At 64.2% G+C, this 21,213-nt stretch carries 19 protein-coding genes; 13 read left to right on the top strand and 6 right to left on the bottom strand.

Features of this window, described 5'->3' with window-relative positions; all coding sequences use genetic code 11:
* Positions 1–15 precede the first annotated feature (15 nt).
* Positions 16–1,362, bottom strand: coding sequence for an aminotransferase-like domain-containing protein (locus tag J2Z31_RS02645; RefSeq protein ID WP_209601041.1), 1,347 nt, complete (start codon positions 1,360–1,362; stop codon positions 16–18).
* 154 nt (positions 1,363–1,516) lie between these two features.
* Here J2Z31_RS02645 and J2Z31_RS02640 point away from each other — a divergent pair, with 154 nt between their 5' ends.
* The 3 genes from J2Z31_RS02640 (at position 1,517) to J2Z31_RS02630 (ending at position 3,478) form a co-directional block, all read left to right on the top strand.
* Entirely contained in the window at positions 1,517–2,377 is an 861-nt protein-coding gene (locus tag J2Z31_RS02640) for a DMT family transporter (RefSeq protein WP_209600326.1), read from the top strand.
* Between the two features lie 344 nt (positions 2,378–2,721).
* Entirely contained in the window at positions 2,722–3,222 is a 501-nt protein-coding gene (locus J2Z31_RS02635) for a hypothetical protein (protein WP_209600325.1), read from the top strand.
* 70 nt (positions 3,223–3,292) lie between these two features.
* The gene (locus tag J2Z31_RS02630) at positions 3,293–3,478 is read left to right on the top strand and encodes a hypothetical protein (RefSeq protein WP_209600324.1); all 186 of its coding nucleotides are present in this window, start codon (positions 3,293–3,295) and stop codon (positions 3,476–3,478) included.
* A 46-nt stretch (positions 3,479–3,524) separates the two neighbouring features.
* Here the strand turns inward: J2Z31_RS02630 and J2Z31_RS02625 are convergent, their stop codons facing one another.
* Complete coding sequence (locus tag J2Z31_RS02625; protein ID WP_209600323.1) at positions 3,525–4,196, bottom strand: GntR family transcriptional regulator; 672 nt, start codon at positions 4,194–4,196, stop codon at positions 3,525–3,527.
* A gap of 475 nt (positions 4,197–4,671) precedes the next feature.
* Here J2Z31_RS02625 and J2Z31_RS02620 point away from each other — a divergent pair, with 475 nt between their 5' ends.
* From J2Z31_RS02620 to J2Z31_RS02600, 5 genes are read left to right on the top strand one after another with little or no spacing between them, the layout of a single operon-like run.
* Positions 4,672–5,835 (top strand): NRAMP family divalent metal transporter, encoded by a 1,164-nt coding sequence (locus tag J2Z31_RS02620; RefSeq protein WP_234939297.1) that lies wholly within the window; start codon positions 4,672–4,674, stop codon positions 5,833–5,835.
* Between the two features lie 11 nt (positions 5,836–5,846).
* The gene (locus tag J2Z31_RS02615; protein WP_209600321.1) at positions 5,847–6,614 is read left to right on the top strand and encodes a LamB/YcsF family protein; all 768 of its coding nucleotides are present in this window, start codon (positions 5,847–5,849) and stop codon (positions 6,612–6,614) included.
* A gap of 15 nt (positions 6,615–6,629) precedes the next feature.
* Positions 6,630–7,427 (top strand): putative hydro-lyase, encoded by a 798-nt coding sequence (locus J2Z31_RS02610; protein WP_209600320.1) that lies wholly within the window; start codon positions 6,630–6,632, stop codon positions 7,425–7,427.
* Between the two features lie 8 nt (positions 7,428–7,435).
* A complete protein-coding gene (locus tag J2Z31_RS02605) occupies positions 7,436–9,076 on the top strand; it encodes a 5-oxoprolinase subunit B/C family protein (protein WP_209600319.1) in 1,641 nt (546 codons plus the stop codon).
* 18 nt (positions 9,077–9,094) lie between these two features.
* Positions 9,095–10,819 (top strand): acetyl/propionyl/methylcrotonyl-CoA carboxylase subunit alpha, encoded by a 1,725-nt coding sequence (locus J2Z31_RS02600; protein WP_209600318.1) that lies wholly within the window; start codon positions 9,095–9,097, stop codon positions 10,817–10,819.
* A gap of 313 nt (positions 10,820–11,132) precedes the next feature.
* On the opposite strand, the gene J2Z31_RS02595 is transcribed toward J2Z31_RS02600, so the two are convergent.
* Positions 11,133–12,410: an ABC transporter substrate-binding protein gene (locus J2Z31_RS02595; RefSeq protein WP_209600317.1), complete on the bottom strand. Its 1,278-nt coding sequence runs from the start codon at positions 12,408–12,410 to the stop codon at positions 11,133–11,135.
* Positions 12,411–12,679: 269 nt separating this feature from the next.
* On the opposite strand from J2Z31_RS02595, the gene J2Z31_RS02590 reads away from it, so the two are divergent.
* Positions 12,680–12,883: a hypothetical protein gene (locus tag J2Z31_RS02590; RefSeq protein ID WP_209600316.1), complete on the top strand. Its 204-nt coding sequence runs from the start codon at positions 12,680–12,682 to the stop codon at positions 12,881–12,883.
* Between the two features lie 169 nt (positions 12,884–13,052).
* Here J2Z31_RS02590 and J2Z31_RS02585 read toward each other — a convergent pair whose 3' ends face one another.
* Positions 13,053–13,640 carry an NAD(P)H-dependent oxidoreductase gene (locus J2Z31_RS02585; protein WP_209600315.1) on the bottom strand — a complete coding sequence of 196 codons (588 nt, stop codon included), beginning with the start codon at positions 13,638–13,640 and terminating at the stop codon, positions 13,053–13,055.
* Here J2Z31_RS02585 and J2Z31_RS02580 point away from each other — a divergent pair.
* The 3 genes from J2Z31_RS02580 to J2Z31_RS02570 all read left to right on the top strand — a co-directional run bounded on the left by J2Z31_RS02580 (position 13,639) and on the right by J2Z31_RS02570 (position 16,781).
* A complete protein-coding gene (locus J2Z31_RS02580) occupies positions 13,639–13,809 on the top strand; it encodes a hypothetical protein (RefSeq protein ID WP_209600314.1) in 171 nt (56 codons plus the stop codon). The genes J2Z31_RS02585 and J2Z31_RS02580 overlap by 2 nt on opposite strands.
* A 293-nt stretch (positions 13,810–14,102) precedes the next feature.
* A complete protein-coding gene (locus tag J2Z31_RS02575) occupies positions 14,103–14,561 on the top strand; it encodes a (2Fe-2S)-binding protein (RefSeq protein ID WP_209600313.1) in 459 nt (152 codons plus the stop codon).
* A 3-nt stretch (positions 14,562–14,564) separates the two neighbouring features.
* On the top strand, positions 14,565–16,781 hold the full coding sequence (locus J2Z31_RS02570; RefSeq protein ID WP_209600312.1) for a xanthine dehydrogenase family protein molybdopterin-binding subunit: 2,217 nt from the start codon (positions 14,565–14,567) through the stop codon (positions 16,779–16,781).
* Positions 16,782–16,843: 62 nt separating this feature from the next.
* Here J2Z31_RS02570 and J2Z31_RS02565 read toward each other — a convergent pair whose 3' ends face one another.
* Positions 16,844–17,986, bottom strand: a complete 1,143-nt coding sequence (locus J2Z31_RS02565) for an RHE_PE00001 family protein (RefSeq protein ID WP_209600311.1) — start codon at positions 17,984–17,986, stop codon at positions 16,844–16,846.
* A gap of 507 nt (positions 17,987–18,493) precedes the next feature.
* On the opposite strand from J2Z31_RS02565, the gene J2Z31_RS02560 reads away from it, so the two are divergent.
* A complete protein-coding gene (locus J2Z31_RS02560) occupies positions 18,494–19,330 on the top strand; it encodes a glycosyl transferase (protein ID WP_209600310.1) in 837 nt (278 codons plus the stop codon).
* Between the two features lie 562 nt (positions 19,331–19,892).
* On the opposite strand, the gene repC is transcribed toward J2Z31_RS02560, so the two are convergent.
* Positions 19,893–21,188 (bottom strand): plasmid replication protein RepC, encoded by a 1,296-nt coding sequence (repC, locus tag J2Z31_RS02555; protein ID WP_209600309.1) that lies wholly within the window; start codon positions 21,186–21,188, stop codon positions 19,893–19,895.
* Between the last annotated feature and the right edge of the window lie 25 nt (positions 21,189–21,213).

The following is a 21,213-nucleotide window of genomic DNA, read 5'->3' as shown; positions in this document are numbered from 1 at the left end:
CCGCGGAGGGCTGCCTCAGGCGATAAGCAAGGCGAGTTCCCTGAACAGACGCTCGTCCTGGCACTGCGCGACATTGAAGCGGAGGAAGCCGCTGGCCGTCTGGGCGTGGCTGAAGGCGTTGCCAGGCGCAAGTACGATTTTTTTTGCAAGCGCCCTTCTCGCCAGATCCGCCGCGTCGACGCCGTCCGGCAGCTTGCACCAGAGGAACATTCCGCCCTGAGGCTCGAGCCAGGGCGTAATGCCAATTTGCGTGAGCTTCGTCGTCGTCTCCGCCATCGCCCGCGCCAGCCGCTGGCGCACGCCTTCCATGTGCTTGCGGTAGCTGCCGTCCTTCAATAGTGCGAGCATCAGCGCAGCGGAAAAGCCGGGCCCACCGAAGCTCGTGGCGATCTTGAGGTCCGCCAGCGGTTCGATCCAGGCGCGCGGCGCCACGATGAAGCCGCAGCGCACAGCTGCCGAGAGCGACTTCGAGAAGCTGCCGATATGCACGACCCGCTCGAGCCCGTCGAAGGCGGCGAGCCGCGGCGCCGGCGTCTCCTCGAAATCGGCAAAGATATCATCCTCGATGATCGTCAGGCCCGCCTTGTCCGCGAGCTTCAGCAGGCGATGGGCGACGAGCGGCGAGAGCGTAGCGCCGGTCGGGTTCTGAAGCGCCGAATTGGTGATGTAGAGACGCGGTCGGTGAATTTCGACCGCATCTGCGAAGGCAGCGATATCAGGTCCCGTCTGCGTGTAGGGGATGCCGACGATCTCTGCCTGATGCGCCCGCAACAGCGCATGGAAGTTGAAATAGCAGGGATCGTCGACGAGCACCGTATCACCGGGCTTCAGGAGGAAACGGCAGAGGAGATCGATCGCCTGCGTACCGGATTCGGTCAGCATGATCTGCTCCGGCGAGACTTCGATGCCACGCAGCCCGATGCGGCGCGCAAGAAGCGTGCGCAGGGCCGGGAGCCCGAGAAGCGGGCCGTAATCGACGAGGGTCGAGGCGTTGCCGCGGGCAAGCGCTCGGAGCGCGCGTCGCAACCCCTCCTCCTGCATCCAGCTTGGCGGCAGCCAGCCGCAGCCCGGCTTCAGGACATCGTCACCGCTCTCCAGCGCCTGCCGCGAGATCCAGAGCGGATCGACCTGCCGGTCCAATTTCGGACCGAGATCGGCAAGCGACAAAGGTGCGAGCGGTGCTGCCACGAAGAAACCGGAGCCCGGGCGAGAGCGGATCAGGCCCTCAGCAGCGAGCCTGTCATAGGCCTCCACCACGGTCGATTTCGACACCTTCAGGTTCGTGGAAAAGGAACGTATGGACGGAAGCTTGGCGCCCGGCGTAAGGGCGCGGCTGGCGATCCGGCTCCTGACCGTCGACATGACCTTGGCGATCAGAGTCTCACCCTCGGTGCCCGTGGTCTCCGGTATCAATCTGTACCGCCCTTCTTCCCATGACAGTTTGGCGAAACTGTATCGCACCGTATCTGGAAGCGCCAGCCGCTTCGTCCGATACCGCAGGGAAAAGGAGGATCGCATGGATCGGTCGACGAGCGGATTTGTAAACGGGCTGGTGGGCGTGCTGATCTTCAGCGGCTCATTGCCGGCGACGCGATTGGCAGTGATGGAACTGGATCCGGTGTTCCTGACCGTCGCACGCGCGGCGATTGCCGGCGCACTCGCCTCATGCCTACTCATCTTCTTCCGCGAGCGGCGGCCGGACCGCAGCGATCTCCTGTCGCTCTGCCTCGTCTCACTGGGCGTCGTCGTCGGCTTTCCGTTGCTGACGGCGCTCGCGCTCAAGCAGGTGACTTCCGCCCATTCGATCGTCTTCGTCGGACTGCTGCCGCTCGCGACAGCGCTCTTCGGGGTGATCCGCGTCGGCGAAAGGCCGCGTCCGGTCTTTTGGCTGTTTTCCGGCCTCGGCAGCGCAGTGGTCGTCGGCTTTGCTCTAAGCCAAGGATTTTCGGCCTCGCTCACGGGCGATCTCCTGATGCTTGCAGCGATCCTCGTCTGCGGGTTCGGCTATGCCGAGGGTGCGAGCCTGTCGCGCAAGCTCGGCGGCTGGCAGGTAATCTCCTGGGCGCTCGTCCTCTCGCTTCCGGTGATGATCGTCCTCCTCATCGTCACCATGCCGGCGACGATTGCGCATTCGAGCGCGGCCTCATGGCTCAGCCTCGGTTATGTCTCCGTCTTCAGCATGCTGGTCGGCTTCGTCTTCTGGTATCGCGGCCTGGCCGAGGGCGGCATCGTCGCCGTAGGGCAATTGCAATTGCTGCAGCCCTTCTTCGGCCTCGCCCTAGCCGCGGCGCTGCTCGGAGAAAAGGTGAGCTGGACGATACTGGCGGCCACCTTCGCAATCGTCGCCTGCGTCGCCGGCGCCAGGAAATTCGCTTAGGACGTTAGCGCGGGATACGGGCGGAAAAACGCGCACACTTTTCCTGATCCCGCGCTAGCGCATCGCCCGAAAATCGGAACCGAAACCCAATGGGCAGATTCAAAGAGTTACAGCGACCTGCGCGTCTGAAAAGACGCGCGGCGCTGTAGCGCAACGAAGTTTCGGAACTTCCGGGAAGGCGCCGCGTTTGCCGGTGAGCGACCACGCCCGAAGGGGGCGCCTACTGCATGTCTCCCTAGATCGACTTCGACTTAGGACAAAGAAATGCAGCACATTCAAAGTTCTACAGCGACATTGCGCGTCTGATCAAGTCGCGGGGCTGTAGGTGGGGAAGGAACAGGCCGATGATCGGACGACTTCTGACAGCAGGCATGATCGTACTTGCGGCCGGGGCCGCTCAGGCCGACGAGCGGGCCTTTCTCGGCTCGCTGGAGGGCCAATGGGCGGGCCGCGGCATGGTGAAGATGCGCGCAGACGCAAGGCCCATCAACGTCTCGTGCAATTTCGATACCCAGTCGGCAGGCAGCGCGCTCTCGATGCGCGGGACATGTCGCGGACTTGTCGTCGTTTCCCGCTCGATCGGGGCAGATCTTCAGTCCAACGGCGAGAACTATAGAGGCATCTATACCGGCCCGATGGGCGGCCGATCCGGCCTCGTCGGCAAGCGGCGCGGCGACGCGATCAATCTCACCGTCCGTTGGGCCAAGGAGGTGAACGGCGATCACCGTGCCAATATGACGCTCAGAAAGGTGGGCGAGAACGGGATGAGACTCACGACGATCGACGTCGATCCCAGTTCGGGCAAACGCGTGGTCACGAGCGACATCAACCTGCAGCGGAGATAACGAAACCTTTCGCGGGCAGGAACATTCGCCACCTCACCGGGTTAGCCGTCAACTAAGAGGAGTACCGACCATGACACCCGACCCGCTCAGCCCCGGACCCGGACCGGGACCCGGACCGGGCATAATTCCTCCCAATCCGGTCCCGCCGCTCGGCATTCCCGACCCGCCCACCAAAGAACCACAACCGGACAAATTCCCGGACGAGGAGCCCGTCGCGCCGCCAGAAGAGGAGGAGGAACCTCCGCGTGCGGGCTGATAGATGAGCTGATATCCTGACCACGTGAGGAGCCCCGGGGCGGGGATTATCCTCTTCTCTCTCCCTCACCGATGCGGGCAAAAGCCGCCAATACGGTGCGCTCGGAGCGCTCGAGATAGGTTTCGAGCGCGCCTGCGGCCTCTTGCGCCTTTCCCGCCTTGAGATCCTCGAGAATGGCAGCGTTCAAATCGACATAAGGAGCATGCAGGAATTCCGGGTTCTCGAGCAGTCCGAAGCTCAAGCGCAGTTCGGCAGCGATCTGTGCATAGAAGGCGTTCAGCCTCGCGCTGTCGGCGAGGTCGACGATCGCCGCGTGGAAAGCCATGTTGGCGCTTCCCACGCCGACCCAGTCACCGGCGGCCCGGCATTTCAGCGCCGTGTCGACTGCCCGTTGCATGCGTGCGACCGCAGGATGCTGCGGATAGGCCTGTTCCAGCGCCCGGCACTCGATCATGCGCCGCACCCGGTAGATGTCGATGATCGAGGCCATGCTCGGCGTGGCGACAAAGACACCCCGGTTGGGCTCGTGACGCAGCAGCCCCTCCTTGGTCAAAAGGCGGAATGCCTCCCGGAGCGAGTTTCGCGAGACATCCAGATCGCTGCTGAGCGTCGCTTCCGATAGTCGCTGTCCCGGCTTCAATTCACCCGCGATGAGGCGGCTGCGAATGGAATCGGCGAGCCGTTGCGCGAGCGTTAGTGCTGCATCCTGTGTCGTCATAGGTCTCTCTCGCCGCGCCCGAGCCTGCCGGACATTCGCGGGCGCCTGCTCCTGAAGTCTTTTACATGGGGTGGCGGCCCCGACAGCACCCGTTCGCGAGTCGCTTGACTGGGCAGGGATATCCTTCCGCCGTGCCTGCAGGCAAGGCTGGTGATCGAAACCGGGCACTTAATGGGCAGATGTGGGCGACGCGCTGCACATTTAGAGCGAGCTCGCTCAACGTTTTAGCAGAATGATAGATCGATGGAAATAAAATCGTTCAACAATCTTGACAGATTTGTGAAACGGAGAGACCCTGATATCGTATCCGAGCCAAACGGCTTGGGGGGAGACGTTTTGGTATAGGGAGATTCTCATGGAGCAGCATTCGCTTCCTGCCCGCAGCGCCGCACCGGCTGTCGGGGTTACGGCTTCGGCCTCGCCGTCCAATCCATCGAAGCATCGCCGGGCGTCGCTTACCGCGGCCATATTCCTGATGGCGACCTCGGCCATCGGCCCCGGCTTCATCACCCAGACGGCGACCTTTACCGCCAAGCTCGGGTCGGCCTTCGCCTTCGCGATCCTCGCCTCGATCCTGATCGACTTCGTCGTGCAGCTGAACATCTGGCGTATCGTCACGCTCACGCGGAAGCGTGCCTCCGACATCGCCAATGCCGCAATTCCCGGCAGCGGCTATGCCCTTGCCGTCCTCGTCATCGTCGGCGGCCTGTTCTTCAACATCGGCAATATTGGCGGCACCGGCCTCGGCCTCGACGCCATGATCGGCCTTGACCCCAAATGGGGAGGCGCGCTCAGCGCACTTATCGCCATCGCCATCTTCCTGTCGAAACGCGCCGGCATCGCCGTCGACCGGCTGATCGTCGCCGCCGGCCTGATTATGATCGCGCTTACCGTCTTCGTCGCCTATGTCTCCGGGCCGCCCGTCGGCGAGGCGCTTCGGCAAACGGTGCTACCCGACACGATCGATTTCGCCACCATCACCACCATCGTCGGCGGCACAGTCGGCGGCTACATCACCTATTCCGGCGCCCATCGCCTGCTCGACAAGGGCATGGTTGGCATCGACAACCTCGGCGCGGTCAACCGCGCTGCCCTGACCGGCATCGCCGTCACGGGGGTCATGCGCTACGTGCTTTTCCTGGCGGTCCTCGGCGTCGTTGCCGGCGGCGTGGCGATCGACGTTTCTGGCCAGGGCGCGAACCCTGCCGCCCAGGCTTTCCAGGCTGCAGCCGGCGAGATCGGCATGCGCATCTTCGGCGCCATCCTCTGGGCGGCGGCAATCACCAGCGTTATCGGTGCGGCCTATACGTCGGTATCCTTCCTCACCGCCTTCAAGCAGGACATGAGCGAACGCGCCCGCAATCTCGCGACCGTTGTCTTCATCGGCGTGTCACTGATCGCCTATCTCCTGATCACCACGCCGCCTGCGACCATGCTCGTCTTTGTCGGCGGCCTCAACGGCCTCATCCTGCCGATCGGCCTCACCCCGTTCGTCTATGCCGCCTGGGCGCGCTCCGATCTCATGGGCGGTTACCGCTATCCCCGCTGGCTGCTCGTGCTCGGCGGCGCCGTCTGTGCGCTGACCTGGTACATGGGCTACAAATCCGTCGGCCCGATCTTCGCAATGCTCAACCCGTGAGGAGAAACGTCATGACGGCGATCGATCTCAACAGCGATCTTGGCGAAAGCTATGGTGCCTGGCGGATGGGCGACGACGGGGCGATGCTCGCCATCGTATCAAGCGCCAATATCGCCTGCGGCTTCCATGCAGGCGACCCGGCCGGCATCCTGCAAACGGTGAAGAAGGCGGCGGCAAAAGGAGTTTCCGTCGGCGCGCACGTCTCCTACCCGGATCGCGTCGGCTTCGGCCGGCGCGACATGGACGTGACCAGCGCCGAACTCACTGCCGACGTCATCTACCAGATCGGCGCGCTTAAAGGCGTTGCAGCGGCGGCGGGCACGAGCGTCCGCTACGTCAAGCCGCATGGTGCACTTTACAACCGCATCGCCACCGACCCGAAACAGGGCGCCGCCGTGGTCGAGGCGATCAAGGCCGTCGACCCGACGCTGGTGCTGATGGGACTTGCCAACGCGCCGATCCTCGAGCTTGCCCGCAAGGCGGGCTTGAGCGTCGTCGCCGAGGCCTTTGCCGACCGCGCCTATACGCCCGAAGGACACCTCGTTTCCCGCCGCGAGGCGGGCGCCGTGCTCCATGATGCGCAGGCGATCGCAAGACGGATGCTACAGCTCGCGAAGGAGGGCACCATCGAGACCATTGACGGCAGCGTCATTCGCATCGACGCGCAGTCGATCTGCGTCCACGGCGACAGCCCCGGCGCCGTCGAGATCGCCCGTGAGATCCGCCGCAGCTTCGAGGCGGAAGGCGTGGTGGTGCGCTCCTTCCTGCCCGGCGCGTGACGTGAGGCAACGCTGATGGAACAGCTTCGTACCACATCTGTTGAATTGGCGCGGGCCGCGCGCGCCAGCTACCGCGCCGGCACCGTCGGCCCGACCTCCGGTGTCGCGCCCGGCCTCACCCAGGCCAACCTGATCGTGCTGCCGCGGGACTGGGCCTTCGACTTCCTGCTCTATGCCCAGCGAAACCCGAAACCCTGCCCCGTGCTCGACGTCAGCGATCCTGGCTCGCCCACCACCGTGCTTGCGCCGGACGCGGACCTGCGCACCGATCTGCCGCTCTATCGGATCTGGCGTGATGGCAGGCTCGTGGCGGAGGTGCCGGACGCCACTGCCGCCTGGACCGAGCACCACGACCTTGTCGCCTTTCTGATCGGCTGCAGCTTTACCTTCGAAGCGGCGCTTGTCGAAGCGGGCATCGAGGTCCGCCACATGGCGGACGGCCGCAACGTGCCCATGTATCTGATCGACCGACCCTGTCGACCAGCCGGGCGGCTCCACGGAAACATGGTCGTTTCCATGCGACCTATCCCCGCCGGCCGCGTCGCCGACGCCGCCACCATCTCCGGCCGGTTTCCGGCCGTCCATGGCGCGCCGGTCCATATCGGCGATCCGGAGCTGATCGGCATTCGCGACCTTTCGAGGCCCGACTTCGGCGATCCGGTGCGCATCGAACCCGGTGAGATTCCGGTCTTCTGGGCTTGCGGGGTGACGCCACAAGCTGCGGTCATGGCCTCCGGCGTGCCCTTCGCCATCACCCATGCGCCCGGCCACATGTTCATCACCGACGTTCCCGATTCCGCCTATCACGCTTGAGGACGAAGATGCGCTTTCTTCCCGTCAGCCTGAAAACCTTTCTCGTCGAGCTTGCCGATCTAGACGAGACGCTGGCGCTTTACGCCTCCCTTCAGGCCGTGCCGATCGATGCGATCGAGGAGATGGTGCCGGCCGCGCGCACGCTTATGATCCGCTTCCGGCCGGAACGGGCGACGGCGGCGGCTCTCGCGGGCGAGATCGCCGCCCGGGATCTCTCCGCCCGTGCGGCTCCCTCCGACCGGCTGGTGGAAATCCCCGTTCGCTATGACGGCGAGGACCTGGAGGAGGTTTCGCGACTGACGGGCCTCAGCGTCGATGAGGTGATCCAACGCCACACGGAAAGCGAATTTATCGTTGCCTTCTGTGGCTTCGCCCCCGGCTTCGGCTATCTCATCGGCGGCGATGCGTCGCTGCACGTGCCGCGCCGGCAGACGCCGCGCACGCGCATTCCGGCAGGCGCCGTTGCCCTTGCCGGCGCTTTCAGCGGCGTCTATCCGCAGGCAAGCCCCGGCGGCTGGCAGATCATCGGCGTGACGCCGCTCAAGATGTGGGATACGAGGCGCGATCCGCCGGCCCTCCTGCAGCCCGGCACGCGTGTGCGCTTCTATGACCTTGCCAAGCGGCCACAGGCCGCGACGCCGGCATCAAGCGAAGCCGATTCAATGGTCGAGGAGCCGGCCGACGAGGGCGACCGGACGACCCGCTTCACGGTGCTTGCCGCACCGATGCCCGCGCTGTTCCAGGATGGTGGTCGGATCGGCCAAACCGGCCAGGGCGTCTCCGCCTCCGGCGCGCTCGACCAGGAATCGCTGAAAACGGCAAACCGCGTCGTCGGCAATGCCGCGGAGACCGCCTGCCTTGAAATCACCCTCGGCGGCTTTTCCTTTGAAAGCTCCGGCCGCGCCACGATCGCGCTCGCCGGCGCCCCTTGCCCTGTGACGGTACGCGACCGTTTCGGAAGCAGCTTCGAAGCCGCTACCGGACAACCGATCCCGCTCGAAGCGGGTGACGTGGTGACGTTCGGCCATCCGACGAAGGGCATGCGCTGCTATTTCGCCGTTCGCGGCGGTTTCGAGGTGAAGCCGGTGCTCGGCAGCGCCGCAACCGACACGCTGGCCGTCGTCGGACCGCCGCCGGTCTCGGCGGGTACCGTTCTGACGATCAGCGAGCCGGCGGTGCCGATGGAGAGCGTCTCTCTTGACGAAATTCCAATGGCGGACCTGCCCGCGGCGGGCGATACCGTCACGCTCGACATCGTCATGGGACCGCGCACCGACTGGTTCACCGACGAGGCGCTCGATCAGCTTTGCAATCAGGATTGGCTGGTGACGCCGCAGTCCAACCGCGTCGGCATCCGTCTTGCCGGCGCAACCCCACTTGAACGCATCGACCGGACGGAGTTGCCGAGCGAAGCCACGGCGACGGGAGCGATCCAGGTGCCGCATAGCGGTCAGCCGGTGCTCTTCCTCGCCGATCACCCGCTGACGGGCGGCTATCCGGTTATCGCCACCGTTGCCGAACATCACCTGGATCTCGCCGGCCAGATTCCGGTGAACGCAACGATCCGCTTCCGGCCGATCACGCGCTTTGCCGAGATCAAGCCCGAGAAGCGACCTGCCCAAGGAACGGCTGGCGACGCCAAAAGATAAGAATGTGAGGAGACACCGATGAAGAAAGTGCTGATCGCCAACCGCGGCGAGATCGCGGTGCGGATCATCCGCGCCTGCCGTGATTATGGCGTTGGCTCCGTCGCAATCTATGCCGATCCGGACGTGGATGCGCTCTTCGTGCGGCTTGCCGACGAGGCTTACGGTCTCACTGGAAGCCGGCCGACGGAGACCTATCTCGACATTGCCAAGATCATCGACATCGCCCGCCGCAGCGGCGCGGACGCCGTCCATCCCGGCTACGGCTTCCTGTCCGAAAGGGCGGAATTCGCCCGCGCCGTGATCGAAGCCGGCCTCATCTGGATCGGCCCCGACCCGCATGTGATCGAAGCGCTCGGCGACAAGGTAGAGGCTCGCCGCATTGCCGAGAGCGTCGGCGCACCGCTCGTTGCCGGTAGCGACGGCCCGGTCACAGGTCCTGCCGAGGTCGTCGCCTTCGCGAAGGAGCACGGCCTTCCGGTCGCGATCAAGGCCGCCCATGGCGGCGGCGGACGCGGATTGAAGGTCGCGCGGCGCCTCGATGAGGTCGAGGAACTCTATCTCTCAGCCGTGCGCGAGGCGACGGCGGCCTTCGGCCGCGGCGAATGCTTCGTCGAACGGTTCCTCGATCGGCCGCGCCACGTCGAGGCGCAGGTGCTCGCCGACCGCCACGGCAGTGTCCTGGTGCTGGGCACCCGCGATTGCTCGCTGCAGCGGCGCAACCAGAAACTCGTCGAAGAAGCGCCAGCGCCGTTCCTCAGCAACGCTGAGCGCAACACCATCCATGAATCGTCCCGGGCGATCTGTGCCGCCGCCGGATACACGGGGGCGGGAACCGTGGAGTTCCTGCTCGGCGCCGATGGCACCATCTCCTTCCTCGAAGTCAACACGCGCCTGCAGGTCGAGCATCCGGTGACCGAGGAGACGACCGGCATCGACCTCGTGATCGAGCAGTTCCGCATTGCCGACGGCCTGCCGCTTCGCTTGACGAAATCGCCGGCGCCGCGTGGCCATTCGATCGAATTCCGCATCAACGCGGAGGATCCCGGTCGCGGTTTCCTGCCGACGCCCGGTCGGATCACCGCCTTCGAGCCGCCGGCCGGCCCCGGCATTCGCCTCGACAGCGGCGTCGAAAGCGGCTCGGCCATCCCCGGCGTCTTCGATTCGCTCGTGGCGAAGCTGATCGTCACCGGTGCCACGCGCGAGGAAGCGCTGAAGCGGGCCCGCCGGGCGCTCAGGGAGTTCCGCATCGAAGGTGTCGCGACCGTGCTTTCCTTCCATCGCGCAGCGATCGACGCCGCGGATTTCATCGGCGATGACGGCTTCAAGGTACATACGCGCTGGATTGAGACGGAATTCGCCGAAATGCCTGCAGCCGAAGCGCGTCCCGAACCCAGCGCCGATCCGTCCCTGATCCGCACCCATGTCGAAATCGATGGCAAGAGGCACGAGCTGGCCATCCCTGCGATGCTCTTTTCCGGGCTTTCCGCGCCCGCGCGGGTGGATGAAAAGGCCACCGCGTCAGCCGCCGATCCAACCGTCGTCGCGGCACCCATCGGCGGCACGCTCCAGTCCTGGAAGGTCGCCGACGGCGACAGCGTCCACGAGGGCGATCTCCTGGCTGTGATGGAGGCGATGAAGATGGAGACGCAGGTTCTCGCCGCCCGAGACGGGACGCTGCGCTACGTCGCAGCCGAAGGCAGCTATCTGGAGCCAGGTGCCGTACTCGCCCGCTATGGGGAGTAGGGGTCATAACTGAAATCCGCAATGGGGCGGCGCGGTTACCCCCCTCTGCCCTGCCGGGCATCTCCCCCACAAGGGTGGAGATTGGCAAGTAGCGAACTCTCGCTCCAGCGAGTCAGCTTTTCGTCTGATCAAGGGCATCGGCACCCGCGGGGTCTTGATGCCGGGCGGGGCCGTGCCTTCCGGACAATCTCCCCCCTTGTGGGGGAGATTGTCGGCAGGGCAGAGGGGGGTCCTTGCCATCCGGAGATGCGGCCACATCAAAAACGACGCGCCCGAACCGGGCGCGTCGTGCGACGGCAAGCTGGGAGAGGGCTTACTGCGTCGAAATCGCCTCGTTGATCTTGCGCACATCGTCTTCCAGGACTTCGTAGGTCTCGTCGAGCGACAGTTCCCCGACGATCAGCTGGCTCATGCGCTGCACGATCTGCTGGTAGAGGGCCGTGCCGCCCTTCTTGCGCTCGAACTCGCGCGCCGCCTCCGGCACGTTCTTCTTGTTGTCGAGGAAGACCGCCATCGATGCCTTGGCGTCCTCGCTTGAAAGCTTGTATTGCGGATTGTTGACATCGGCGCCGGTCAGGATGACGTAGTTTTCGGCGATCTCGCGCTGGATCTTTTCGGAGCCGAGAAACTCGATGAACTCGGCCACGACCTCCGGATGCTTCGTGCGCTTGAAGCCGACGATCGCGGTGCCGCCCGGCATGGCGAAGCAGCCGGCATCGGCGCAGGGCGCATTGATCGCCGTCCACTCGAAGGCATCGCCGATCTTGGTCTGGAAGGGGTTCACCATCCAGTTGCCGGCGAGATAGGTCACGACATTGCCGTTGACGAACTCGTCACCCATGTTCTTGTACTGCGAGCCACCGGCCGCGCCCCACATCTCCTTGGGGAAGCTGCCGTCCTCGGCCCAGGCATTGAGATCGGCGATGTACTTCTTCGCCGCCTCGTCCGGGAAGCTGAACTTGCCGTCCTTCACATAGGTCGCGCCATAGGAGAAGGCCGCGCCGGAAAAGCGATGGCCCGAGCGGTCCATGGTGAAGGGGATCTGCACGCCCGTTGCCTTGGCCACGCGCGCCGAGGCTTCGACGATTTCCTTCAGGGTCGCCTTCGGTCCTGGCAGAGGCTCGCCAGCCTCATCGAACAGGGTCTTGTTGACGAAGGGCAGGTTGAGCGTCTCAGACGCCACGTAGCCGTTGATCGAATTCGGATCGTTGACGCCCGGCAGGCGCAACTGCTCGAGGCTTTCGCCATGAAGCTTCAAGAAGGCGTCCGCGTCCTTCATGTAGGGACGCATGTCGAGGTAATAGGGCGCGAGCTGCCAATCGGAAATCTTGGCGACATCCGGCCCCTCGCCGACGGCGAGCTGTACCGGCAACTGCTTGACGACGGCGTCATAGCCGGACGAGACGAAATTCACCTTCACATCCGGATGCGCGGCCTCGAACTCCTTGCTGAGCGCCGCCATGCGTTCGACATAACCCTGGTCGTCATCGGTAAACAGGAATGTGATCGTCTTCGTCTCGGCCTTCGCCACGCCCGCAGCGACGAAACCGGCGAAGACCAGGGCACCCACGCCCGAAAAAAGCTTCGACATGCGCATCTTCCTCAATGAAAGTCTTTCATCAACCAGACCGGAACTCCTCTTCAGGTAGGTTGACCCAAGATCACCGTCACCGACTCCAAGGCGTTGGCGCGGGACCCGGGCGGAGAACCGCACATGCTTTCCTGGTCTGTGCTAAACCGTCACAAACCATAGCAGCGAGGCGCTGCGCAAGTATAAAGCGTCACGCGACGACCAAATCCGCCCGGTTGACAGAACGGTTTCCGAATGAGAACATAACGAGAACAAAAATGGAGGCATCCATGACCCGCACGGAGCAAGTCATCGAGCGCGCAATGGCAGCCGTGGCCGCAGCCCGCATTCAGCGGGAGCGCGACCAGGAGCGCCGCAGAGAGACTTTCGGTCGCATCCAGCTGAGCCCGCCTCTGCCATTGCCGAAGCGAGGGCTGCAGCTTTCGCTGCATTTGAACGGCAGGGTGCAGCGAGGGGGCACCCCCAACGGGTGACCGGAGCCAGCCTCGCCTCAAATGAAGACTGATTTCAGCCTTTGCGCGGATGCGCGCGGTCGTGCTATATTTCCAATGTTCGATCGAGGATGCCGGCACCTGACCCAAAGATCGTTCGCCTGAGCGCGCTTGGCCCAAACAAGCGCGCTTTCATATTTCCGGGGTGGCGTCACGAAGCCGAGGCGCCAAGCTTTTCCAGCTTGATAAGCCATTGCTCGCGCTTCGACGCACTGACCCCTTCGACCATCCCCAACAATGTTTCGCGAACCGGCCTGATACCGACGAAGTTCAGGATGCCTCGCCGCATTCCGGCTATGCCGTGCCCCAGATACCAGAGGCGATAGACGAAGGCCGGCATTCCCATCGTGACGATCACCCGCGCCGACCGCCCGTTCAGCAGCGTCTTCACGAAACGCTCGTTTCCGGTCGGATAATCGAACGCGGTGCCCGGTCGCATGATCTGCTCGAGAAACGCTTTCAAGAGCGCCGGCATCGTGCCGAGCCAAAGCGGAAAGATGAAGACGACATGCTCTGCCCAGAGGACCGCCTCACGCGCTTCCACGAGGCTTTGCGGAACGGCTCCCGCCTCGAACTCTTCGCGGCTACGCAGAAGCGGGACGTCGATCTCCGCAAGATCGATCCGCCGCACTTCATGACCAGCACCCCCGGCCCCTCGCCCATAGGCCTCGGCGAGCGCGCGACAAAACCGCCGCGGATCCGGGTCCGGGTGCCCGACTAGGATAAGGACGCGCGTCATGAAACTTCCTTCCCTTGTTGCTGAGGCAAGCATGGAAGACTTTGCGCGCGGCGCATTGACCGCGGTCAAGAAGAACTACGCCTTGGCCCTGCGTCGACCTGAGGGGGAAGCTGGGCCGGGATTGCGCGCCCTCGGCGTCCTCCACCGCGGCATATCAAAGCGCTGCTGAGGCCATCGATTAGCCCGGCACCGCCGGAGTCCCGGTCTATCACGATCGCGTGACATCGACAGGATTAGGCAATAATCCGGCAGGATTGAGTATACCGGCCGCAGGCATGGTCTTCTAAGCTGCCCCCGCGACTATAGCGCCCGCGCGCCCAATGAGACGCGCAAAGGTCGCTGTAGCACCCGGAATTGCGCATGTCTGCATCCTTGGATCGAGATCGATTTAAGGAGACGTGCAGAGCGCGGCGCGCGCTTTCAAAGCGCAAGCGGCAATCGGCATTACGCGAGGAGAGCACCATGGTGAAAGTTACAATAAACGGCGTCGAACATTCGGTCGATGCCGAAGCGGATATGCCACTTCTCTGGATGATCCGCGACCTTGTCGGGCTGACGGGCACGAAATTCGGCTGCGGCATGGCGCAATGCGGCGCCTGCACCGTCTATGTCGACGGTTCGCCGGTCAGGTCGTGCCAGACCTTCATCGGCGACATCGAAGGCGCGCAGGTGACGACGATCGAAGGCCTGAAGGGCAAGGTGGCCGAAACGGTCCAGGCGGTCTGGGCCGATCTCGACGTTCCGCAATGCGGCTACTGCCAATCCGGCCAGATCATGTCGGCGACGGACCTGCTGACGAACAACCGGAATCCCACCGATGCGGATATCGACGCCGCCATGTCCGGCAATCTCTGTCGGTGCGCCACCTATCACCGGATCCGCGCCGGTATCCACGAAGCCGCGAAGCGTCTGGAGGCCTGACCCATGCTGCCGAAACTGATGCAATCACTTGGTCTTCCCGCCCAGCGGATCGAGACTTCCCGGCGCCAGTTCCTCATCGGCGCGCTAGCCGCCGGCACCGGGATCGCGGTTGGCTACCGCCTGCTTGCCGCCGCCCCGGCCGTTGCGGGCGACGCGCCTGCCGAAAGCGGCTCGCACGCTTTTTCCCCGTATGTGACGATCGACGGCGACGGCAAGGTGACCGTCCTTTCCTCGCAGTTCGAGATGGGCCAAGGCTCCTATAACGGCATCGCCACGCTGGTGGCGGAAGAGCTCGATGCCGACTGGTCGACGATCGAGGTGAAGGGTGTTGCCGGCAATGTCCAGGCCTATGGCAATATCGCCTTCGGCGGCGCGATCCAGGGGACGGGCGGCTCGACCTCGATGTCCACGTCCTGGGAACGCTACCGCAAGGCCGGGGCGGCTGCCCGCGCGATGCTGGTAGCCGCGGCCGCCGAACAATGGAGCGTCGATGCTGCGGAAATAACCGTCGAGAACGGCCGTCTCTCCCATCCCTCCGGCAAGAGCGGCGGCTTCGGCGACTTCGCCTCCAAGGCTGCGACCATGCCGGTGCCTGCGGACGTACCGTTGAAACAGCCCGGCGACTGGAAGCTGATCGGCAATGAGGAGCTGAAGCGTTTCGACAGCGCCCGCAAGACGAACGGGACGGAGCAGTACACGATCGACGTCAAGCTGCCAGGCATGCTGACGGCGGTGATGATCCACCCGCCCTTCTTCGGAGCGAAGGTGAAGTCCTTCGACGCTTCGGCCGCAAAGGCTCTCAAGGGCATGGTCGACGTCGTCGAGACGCCGCGTGGCATCGCCGTTATCGGCGAGCACATGTGGGCGGCGATGAAGGGGCGCGAGGCGGTCACCGTCGAGTGGGACGACATGACGGCGGAAAAGCGCGGCACGGGCGAGCAGATGGCCACGTACCGCGAGCTGGCGAAGAAGCCGCCGGTGGCGACCGCCCGCAAGGATGGCGACACCGAAGCCGCTTTCGCGAGTGCCGCCAAGGTCATCGAAGCAAGCTTCGAGTTTCCATATCTCGCCCATGCGGCGATGGAGCCCCTGAATGCGGTTGCGCGCATGAACGAGGACGGTACGCTGGAGGTCTGGGGCGGTCACCAGTTCCCGGACATCTATCAGCGGCTCGCCGCAGAGATTGCAGGCATCGCTCCGGAAAAGGTGCGCCTCAACGTCATGAAGTCCGGCGGCAGCTTCGGACGGCGGGCCGTGTCGGACGGCGATGTTGTCGTCGAGTCCGTCTATGCGGCCAAGGCCATCGGTTTCCGTGCACCGGTGAAGGTGCAATGGACGCGCGAAGACGACATGCGCGCGGGCCGCTACCGGCCGGCCTATGTGCACAGCCTCAAGGCCGGTCTCGACGAGACCGGAAAGCTGGTCGCCTGGGACGATCACATCGTCGGCCAGTCGATCGTGGCGAGGACGGCGCTCGAGGGTATGATCCAGAACGGCGTCGACCCGACCTCTGTCGAGGGGGCGCATAACCTGCCCTACGCCATTCCGAATCAGACCGTCGGGTTGACGACGACGGAGTTCGGCGTTCCGGTCCTCTGGTGGCGTTCCGTGGGCTCGACCCACACCGCCTTCGCCGCCGAAACCCTCCTCGATGAGGTGGCCGAGGCGGCGGGCCGCGATCCGGTGGAGTACCGTCTGTCGATGCTCGAGCCCAACTCGCGCCATGCGACGGTCCTGAAGCTGGCGGCGGAAAAGGCCGGATGGGACAGGCCACCACCCGAGGGTCGCTTCCGCGGTGTCGCCCTTGCCGAGAGCTTCGGCTCGGTCGTCGCCGAGATCGCCGAGGTTTCGCCCGACGGCAATGGCGGGATCAAGGTCGAGCGTGTCGTGGCCGCCGTCGATTGTGGCCTGGTGATCAATCCCGACCAGGTCCGCGCTCAGGTGGAAGGCGGGATCGGCTTCGGGCTCGGCGCGATCCTCGGCGAGGAGGTCACGTTGACCGATGGTCAAGTCGACCAGGGCAACTTCGACCTTTACACGCCGCTGCGCATCGATGCCATGCCGAGCGTGGAGGTGCACATCGTCGCCTCCGCCAACCCGCCCTCCGGGATCGGCGAGCCGGGCGTGCCGCCGATCGGCCCGGCCGTTGCAAATGCCGCCTACAGGGCGCTCGGCAAGCGCATCCGCGTACTGCCCTTCGCCAAATCGCTGAACGCGTGATCCGCATGCCCGGCCGCGCCTCTCGCCGGCCGGGCCCCTCGCCGGCCTGGCATGCGTGCTTTCTAGAGCACACCCCAGCCGCGATAACGCCCCCTGCCCGTCATCTCGCGCAGGCCGAGCTCGCGCACGAGATTGAGGGCACCGCGCGGGGTGACGCCCAGCTGTCGGGAAATCAGGGCGCTCGAAACGATCGGCCGCGACAGCACAAGCTCGAGGAGCTTGGGGAGATTGCTGTTTGAGCGGCGGTCCCTGAGCCGGATTTCCATTTGCGTCCTTGCAAGCGACAGCCGGTCGAGTTCCTTGAGGCCGAGATCGGCCGTTGCCGAGATCGCCTCGAGAAAGGCATTGAGGCGCGTCAGCCGGTCCTTTGCGCGCCGCCGCTCATGGCGGATCGTCCGCAGCCCGGTATTGAAGGCCAGAACATGCGAAGCCACCTTGCCGCGGAAGCGAAGATAGTCGCCGACGAGAAGCGCGCCGAGCCAGTGCATGCGCCGTAGCGGCTCGATGCGCTCCCACGTGTCGAAGAGGATCGCGGCTCCGATCGACGCCGGCAATTGATCTGCGAGCGGTAGCACCGCGCGCCAGGCATCGAGCCGCGCCCGCTCGTCCCATTCCTCGTCGAAGAGCAGCCCCAGTTGCCCCATGGGTTCCTGTCTCTCCCTCGGCACCGGCGGGGGAGCTATCTCCGGATCGGCGAACGCCTCCCTGTGGCTATCGAGCAGCCGTTGCGAGCGCGCAAGCGCCGCGTCGAGTTCGGCGAACTCGCTCGCGAGCGGATTATCGTCGGTGTCCTCTCCGCCGAACCCCTGCCCGGCCGTATCGAAATGCGGAGGTGTAGGAGCTGGCAGCCCCTGCCCTGTCTGCTCTCCCCGCAGGACATCGAGACCGGCAGCCGAGAGTGCCCAGCCGGGTTCCGCCAGTTCCAACCTTCGCCGCGCCCGCAAGACGGCGTGCGCGATCGTCAGTTCGTGCGAAGGCGCGCGCGCATCCATGTGCGAATCGTGAAGCACCAGATCCTCGACGTGGACGAGCTCGCCGGCAACCCACAGCGCCGCGACGGCATCGAAGAACTGCCCGCGCTCGCGAAATCCTTCGGCGACCGCGTGCCGGGCGGCGCGCTCGTCAAGGCGAGCAAGGCCGTCTTCCGCCGCGATCAGGGCCGGAAGGAGCGTCGGATGCAGCGGATCGGGTAGCTCGTATCTCATTTGAAAGGCGATGCGTTGGCGGCGAAACGGAACGTAACATGCGATATGCTTCCGTCACAGGCGCCGGTTTGCTTTGCCCACTGGAAATGTCCCGGAGCTCTCGCGGCAAAGGAGTGCTCGCAATCCAAAGTTACAGGGAACCATCCGCCAAGCCGAGCGTTACGCAGCGTCGCTTATCCTTAAGCGGCTTCCGCAAAAGGGCAGGTCGGCTCTCCCTCCCATGGTGTCCCCGGTCGACCTGATCATCGGCAGCGCCCCTCTCTCCTCCCCCAAGGGGCGCTGCCAGCCAGATCAAACCTTGATCACCGCTCGCCGCTGCAGTTGACAGCTGTCAACTCTCCATCCTCCCTGTCAGCCTTGCCAGCCGGACGGAAATCCTGCTTTAAGGCATATCGGAGCAACCGAGACCTGCGCATCCTCCCGTTTATCATCACAGCATGAGCTGGGTGAGGGCAGCCCGCGGCATAGCGGCGCTTTGCAGGCAGAAGACGAAAGAAACAAGGGCCAATGGCAAGCGTTCTGGCGGCAAGCGGCGGCGTCAAACAGGTGATCTGCATCAACTGGGGCACGAAATACGGGCCGCCTTTCATCAATCGGCTTTACGCCATGGTGGCGCGCAACATCACGCCGCCTTTCACCTTCACCTGCTTCACCGACAACCGCGACGGGCTGCGCCCGGAAATCCGCTGCGAGGATCTGCCGCCGCTCGACGTCGTGATGCCGACGAACACCAAGGGGATCTGGCCTAAGGCGCGGCTGTGGGGACCGAAACTTGGCGACCTTCAAGGACCGGTGCTGTTTCTCGACCAGGACGTGGTGGTTGTCGGCTCGCTCGACAGTTTCTTCGAGGTCGGCGGGCCGGACGACGTGGTCCTTGCCAAGAACCAGACAACACCTTTCGAGAGGCTCGGCCAGACATCGGTGTTCCGCTTCCCGGTCGGCGGGCTGGTCGAGCTGCAGGAAAAGTTCCGTGCCGACCCACAAGGGATTGCGGACAAATACGAGTTCGAACAGAGGTTCGTGACGCGCAATGCTCCAGGCGGCGCGAAGTTCTTTCCACGGCGCCATGTGCTGCACTTCCGCCAGGACTGCCGCCGACCGTTCCCGCTCAACTACTGGCTCGCACCGCGGCTCCCCGCCGATGCGCGCGTCGTCCTTTTCCCGCGCGGGCTGCTGCCGCAGCACGCCATCGACGGGCAATACGGCAAGAAGGGCACGGGAGGAACGCCGATCGAGCACGTTCGCGGCCTGTTTTCGCCGGATCGACGCGAGAAGAACCCCTTCCGGTACTTGCGGCACTATATCCTGCCGGCTCCATGGGTTGCGGCGCACTGGCGCGAGTGATTGGTTGACAGCTGTCAACAGCATGGATCGAACAGCGGGTATCGGGTTTCGTCTATCGGCAATCGGTGAGGGCGCTACGATTGTTTCACCGCATCGAACGTCAGATGAGCCAGATGGCGATCGCCTTCAATGGCGCTTGAGCTTGACGGTTGACAGCTGTCAACACCTGCACTGCGAGGTGCACGTCCGCACCTGTGGACCAACGCCCTCTGATGCTGAAAATGCCGCTTGGAATGGCTCGATTGGCACCGTCCGAGTGACGGAAATTATCGCCGAGATAGCTTCCGCATTGTCGCCGAGCCGTCTGATTTGCCAGTAGGTTACGATTAGCGCGGAATAGTTAAGAAAGACGAACTGAATGGGGGCGTGGCGAATCCGTGTTGCAATGAAGTTTCCGACATTCGACGGCCCAACGCAACGCCGCGCTTGAACACGCCTCGTTTCTCCACAGCGTTTAGCGAGGCTCTCCATCGCAGGTAGCCTCCCCTGCCGACCGGCCCTAAGGCGCGGAAGTGCAGACGTTGTTGTGGTGCAATCGATGAGGTTGGATCGATGCGCTGCCTCAGCTTGTCATCTGCGGACTTGCCCTCCTGGCGCGGCTCAAGGCGCTGATCATCGGGGCGATCGAGAACGCCTGCTGTTTCGCGCGGCGGGTGAGGTCCCTCAGATAGGCTCCTGGCGAATTGATGTGGTCGGACCGTTCGAGGATGCAGGCGATGACGGTTGCGGCGTTTTCGTATCCAAGCACCGAGCAGGCGTCCTGATAAGCGTCCTGACTGACATTCAGCATGGTCCGGACGACGATCGCGGCCGTCATCAGGTCCTTCCAGTTCGATACGCGGCCCGCCGGTGCATAGTCGGCGATTTGCGGGCAGGCGCTGAGAACCGTCGGCAGCGGAATCTGGCGAGCGCAAGGAGCAGCGGGCCTCGCTGTCAGCCTTTCAATCGGCTGGGAAGGAGCTTGACGATAGTTCTCGAGGGGAACAGGCGGCGCTTCCGGTTCGACACCTCGCTCGCATGCGGGAGGCGTCCCCTCACCACGTCCCAAGCCCCGTTCAGATTCAGATGGGGAGTCTGGTTGTGAATTCTGTATGTGACATCCATTCTGGCGCTCACTGGCGTCCGTTTTTTGCGATTTCAATAATATTTCCAGCTGATTGGTCAGCTCGTCACGCAATGTCGCCAATTTGGCGAGCTGAGTTTCGATCAGCGCCGGCGTGGCTTTGCGCGGCAGGCTGGCGGCGAGCGCCTGGAAGCGCTCTTGGACCGGCTGCCAGCCAAGAGGCGAGGCAGTCTCGCGCAGGAGTTCGAGCAGTTTGAGAATATCGCGCCGGCAGAGGCTCAGGCGTTCTCGCATCAGCCGGAGATGCTGTTTCTCGGCAGCAAGCTCGGCTGCGGCCGCATTGAATTCCTCGGCCCTGGCCAGGAGCGGGGACAGATCGAAGCCGAAGGCCTCGCCGATCGTGCCGCTACGGTTCTTGCGGGCATAGCGCTTGCCGTTCGGGCTGTCGCGCCGGATGATCAGGCCGGCCTCGACCAGGCAGGCGAGATGGCGGCGCAGCGTCGTGCCGGCCATGCCGTGGGTGCGGAGCGCAAGCTGGGCGTTCGAAGGAAAGACGATGAGGCCGTTTTCCCGTGAAAGCTCGGCGCCTGGGGAAAAGCTCAAAAGCGCGTTCAGCACGGCAAGCGAGCGATCCGAGACGCCGATCACCGTCTTCGCTTCACAGATGCTGCGAAACAATTTCCATTTGTCGATCGACTGTTCCGGCCGAACCCGGCCGGCCGTGATCTGACTTGCGAGCATGCCAAACGTCATCGCCCGCCGCCCGAAGGGCGTCGTCACATTTCCACGTTCCATTTTTCTTCACCTTATCCAAGGCAAA

This window comes from Sinorhizobium kostiense (assembly GCF_017874595.1).
Classification (GTDB): domain Bacteria; phylum Pseudomonadota; class Alphaproteobacteria; order Rhizobiales; family Rhizobiaceae; genus Sinorhizobium; species Sinorhizobium kostiense.
Note: the sequence above shows the minus strand (reverse complement) of the source record. Positions and strands in the feature narration are given on the sequence as shown.

What these genes read in the sequence shown, in the direction of transcription:
- J2Z31_RS02645 (WP_209601041.1), bottom strand. Translation starts at nt 1,362, where the DNA reads ATGTCGACGGTCAGGAGCCGGATCGCCAGCCGCGCCCTTACGCCGGGC.
- J2Z31_RS02640 (WP_209600326.1), top strand. Translation starts at nt 1,517, where the DNA reads ATGGATCGGTCGACGAGCGGATTTGTAAACGGGCTGGTGGGCGTGCTG.
- J2Z31_RS02635 (WP_209600325.1), top strand. Translation starts at nt 2,722, where the DNA reads ATGATCGGACGACTTCTGACAGCAGGCATGATCGTACTTGCGGCCGGG.
- J2Z31_RS02630 (WP_209600324.1), top strand. Translation starts at nt 3,293, where the DNA reads ATGACACCCGACCCGCTCAGCCCCGGACCCGGACCGGGACCCGGACCG.
- J2Z31_RS02625 (WP_209600323.1), bottom strand. Translation starts at nt 4,196, where the DNA reads ATGACGACACAGGATGCAGCACTAACGCTCGCGCAACGGCTCGCCGAT.
- J2Z31_RS02620 (WP_234939297.1), top strand. Translation starts at nt 4,672, where the DNA reads ATGGCGACCTCGGCCATCGGCCCCGGCTTCATCACCCAGACGGCGACC.
- J2Z31_RS02615 (WP_209600321.1), top strand. Translation starts at nt 5,847, where the DNA reads ATGACGGCGATCGATCTCAACAGCGATCTTGGCGAAAGCTATGGTGCC.
- J2Z31_RS02610 (WP_209600320.1), top strand. Translation starts at nt 6,630, where the DNA reads ATGGAACAGCTTCGTACCACATCTGTTGAATTGGCGCGGGCCGCGCGC.
- J2Z31_RS02605 (WP_209600319.1), top strand. Translation starts at nt 7,436, where the DNA reads ATGCGCTTTCTTCCCGTCAGCCTGAAAACCTTTCTCGTCGAGCTTGCC.
- J2Z31_RS02600 (WP_209600318.1), top strand. Translation starts at nt 9,095, where the DNA reads ATGAAGAAAGTGCTGATCGCCAACCGCGGCGAGATCGCGGTGCGGATC.
- J2Z31_RS02595 (WP_209600317.1), bottom strand. Translation starts at nt 12,410, where the DNA reads ATGTCGAAGCTTTTTTCGGGCGTGGGTGCCCTGGTCTTCGCCGGTTTC.
- J2Z31_RS02590 (WP_209600316.1), top strand. Translation starts at nt 12,680, where the DNA reads ATGACCCGCACGGAGCAAGTCATCGAGCGCGCAATGGCAGCCGTGGCC.
- J2Z31_RS02580 (WP_209600314.1), top strand. Translation starts at nt 13,639, where the DNA reads ATGAAACTTCCTTCCCTTGTTGCTGAGGCAAGCATGGAAGACTTTGCG.
- J2Z31_RS02585 (WP_209600315.1), bottom strand. Translation starts at nt 13,640, where the DNA reads ATGACGCGCGTCCTTATCCTAGTCGGGCACCCGGACCCGGATCCGCGG.
- J2Z31_RS02575 (WP_209600313.1), top strand. Translation starts at nt 14,103, where the DNA reads ATGGTGAAAGTTACAATAAACGGCGTCGAACATTCGGTCGATGCCGAA.
- J2Z31_RS02570 (WP_209600312.1), top strand. Translation starts at nt 14,565, where the DNA reads ATGCTGCCGAAACTGATGCAATCACTTGGTCTTCCCGCCCAGCGGATC.
- J2Z31_RS02565 (WP_209600311.1), bottom strand. Translation starts at nt 17,986, where the DNA reads ATGAGATACGAGCTACCCGATCCGCTGCATCCGACGCTCCTTCCGGCC.
- J2Z31_RS02560 (WP_209600310.1), top strand. Translation starts at nt 18,494, where the DNA reads ATGGCAAGCGTTCTGGCGGCAAGCGGCGGCGTCAAACAGGTGATCTGC.
- repC (WP_209600309.1), bottom strand. Translation starts at nt 21,188, where the DNA reads ATGGAACGTGGAAATGTGACGACGCCCTTCGGGCGGCGGGCGATGACG.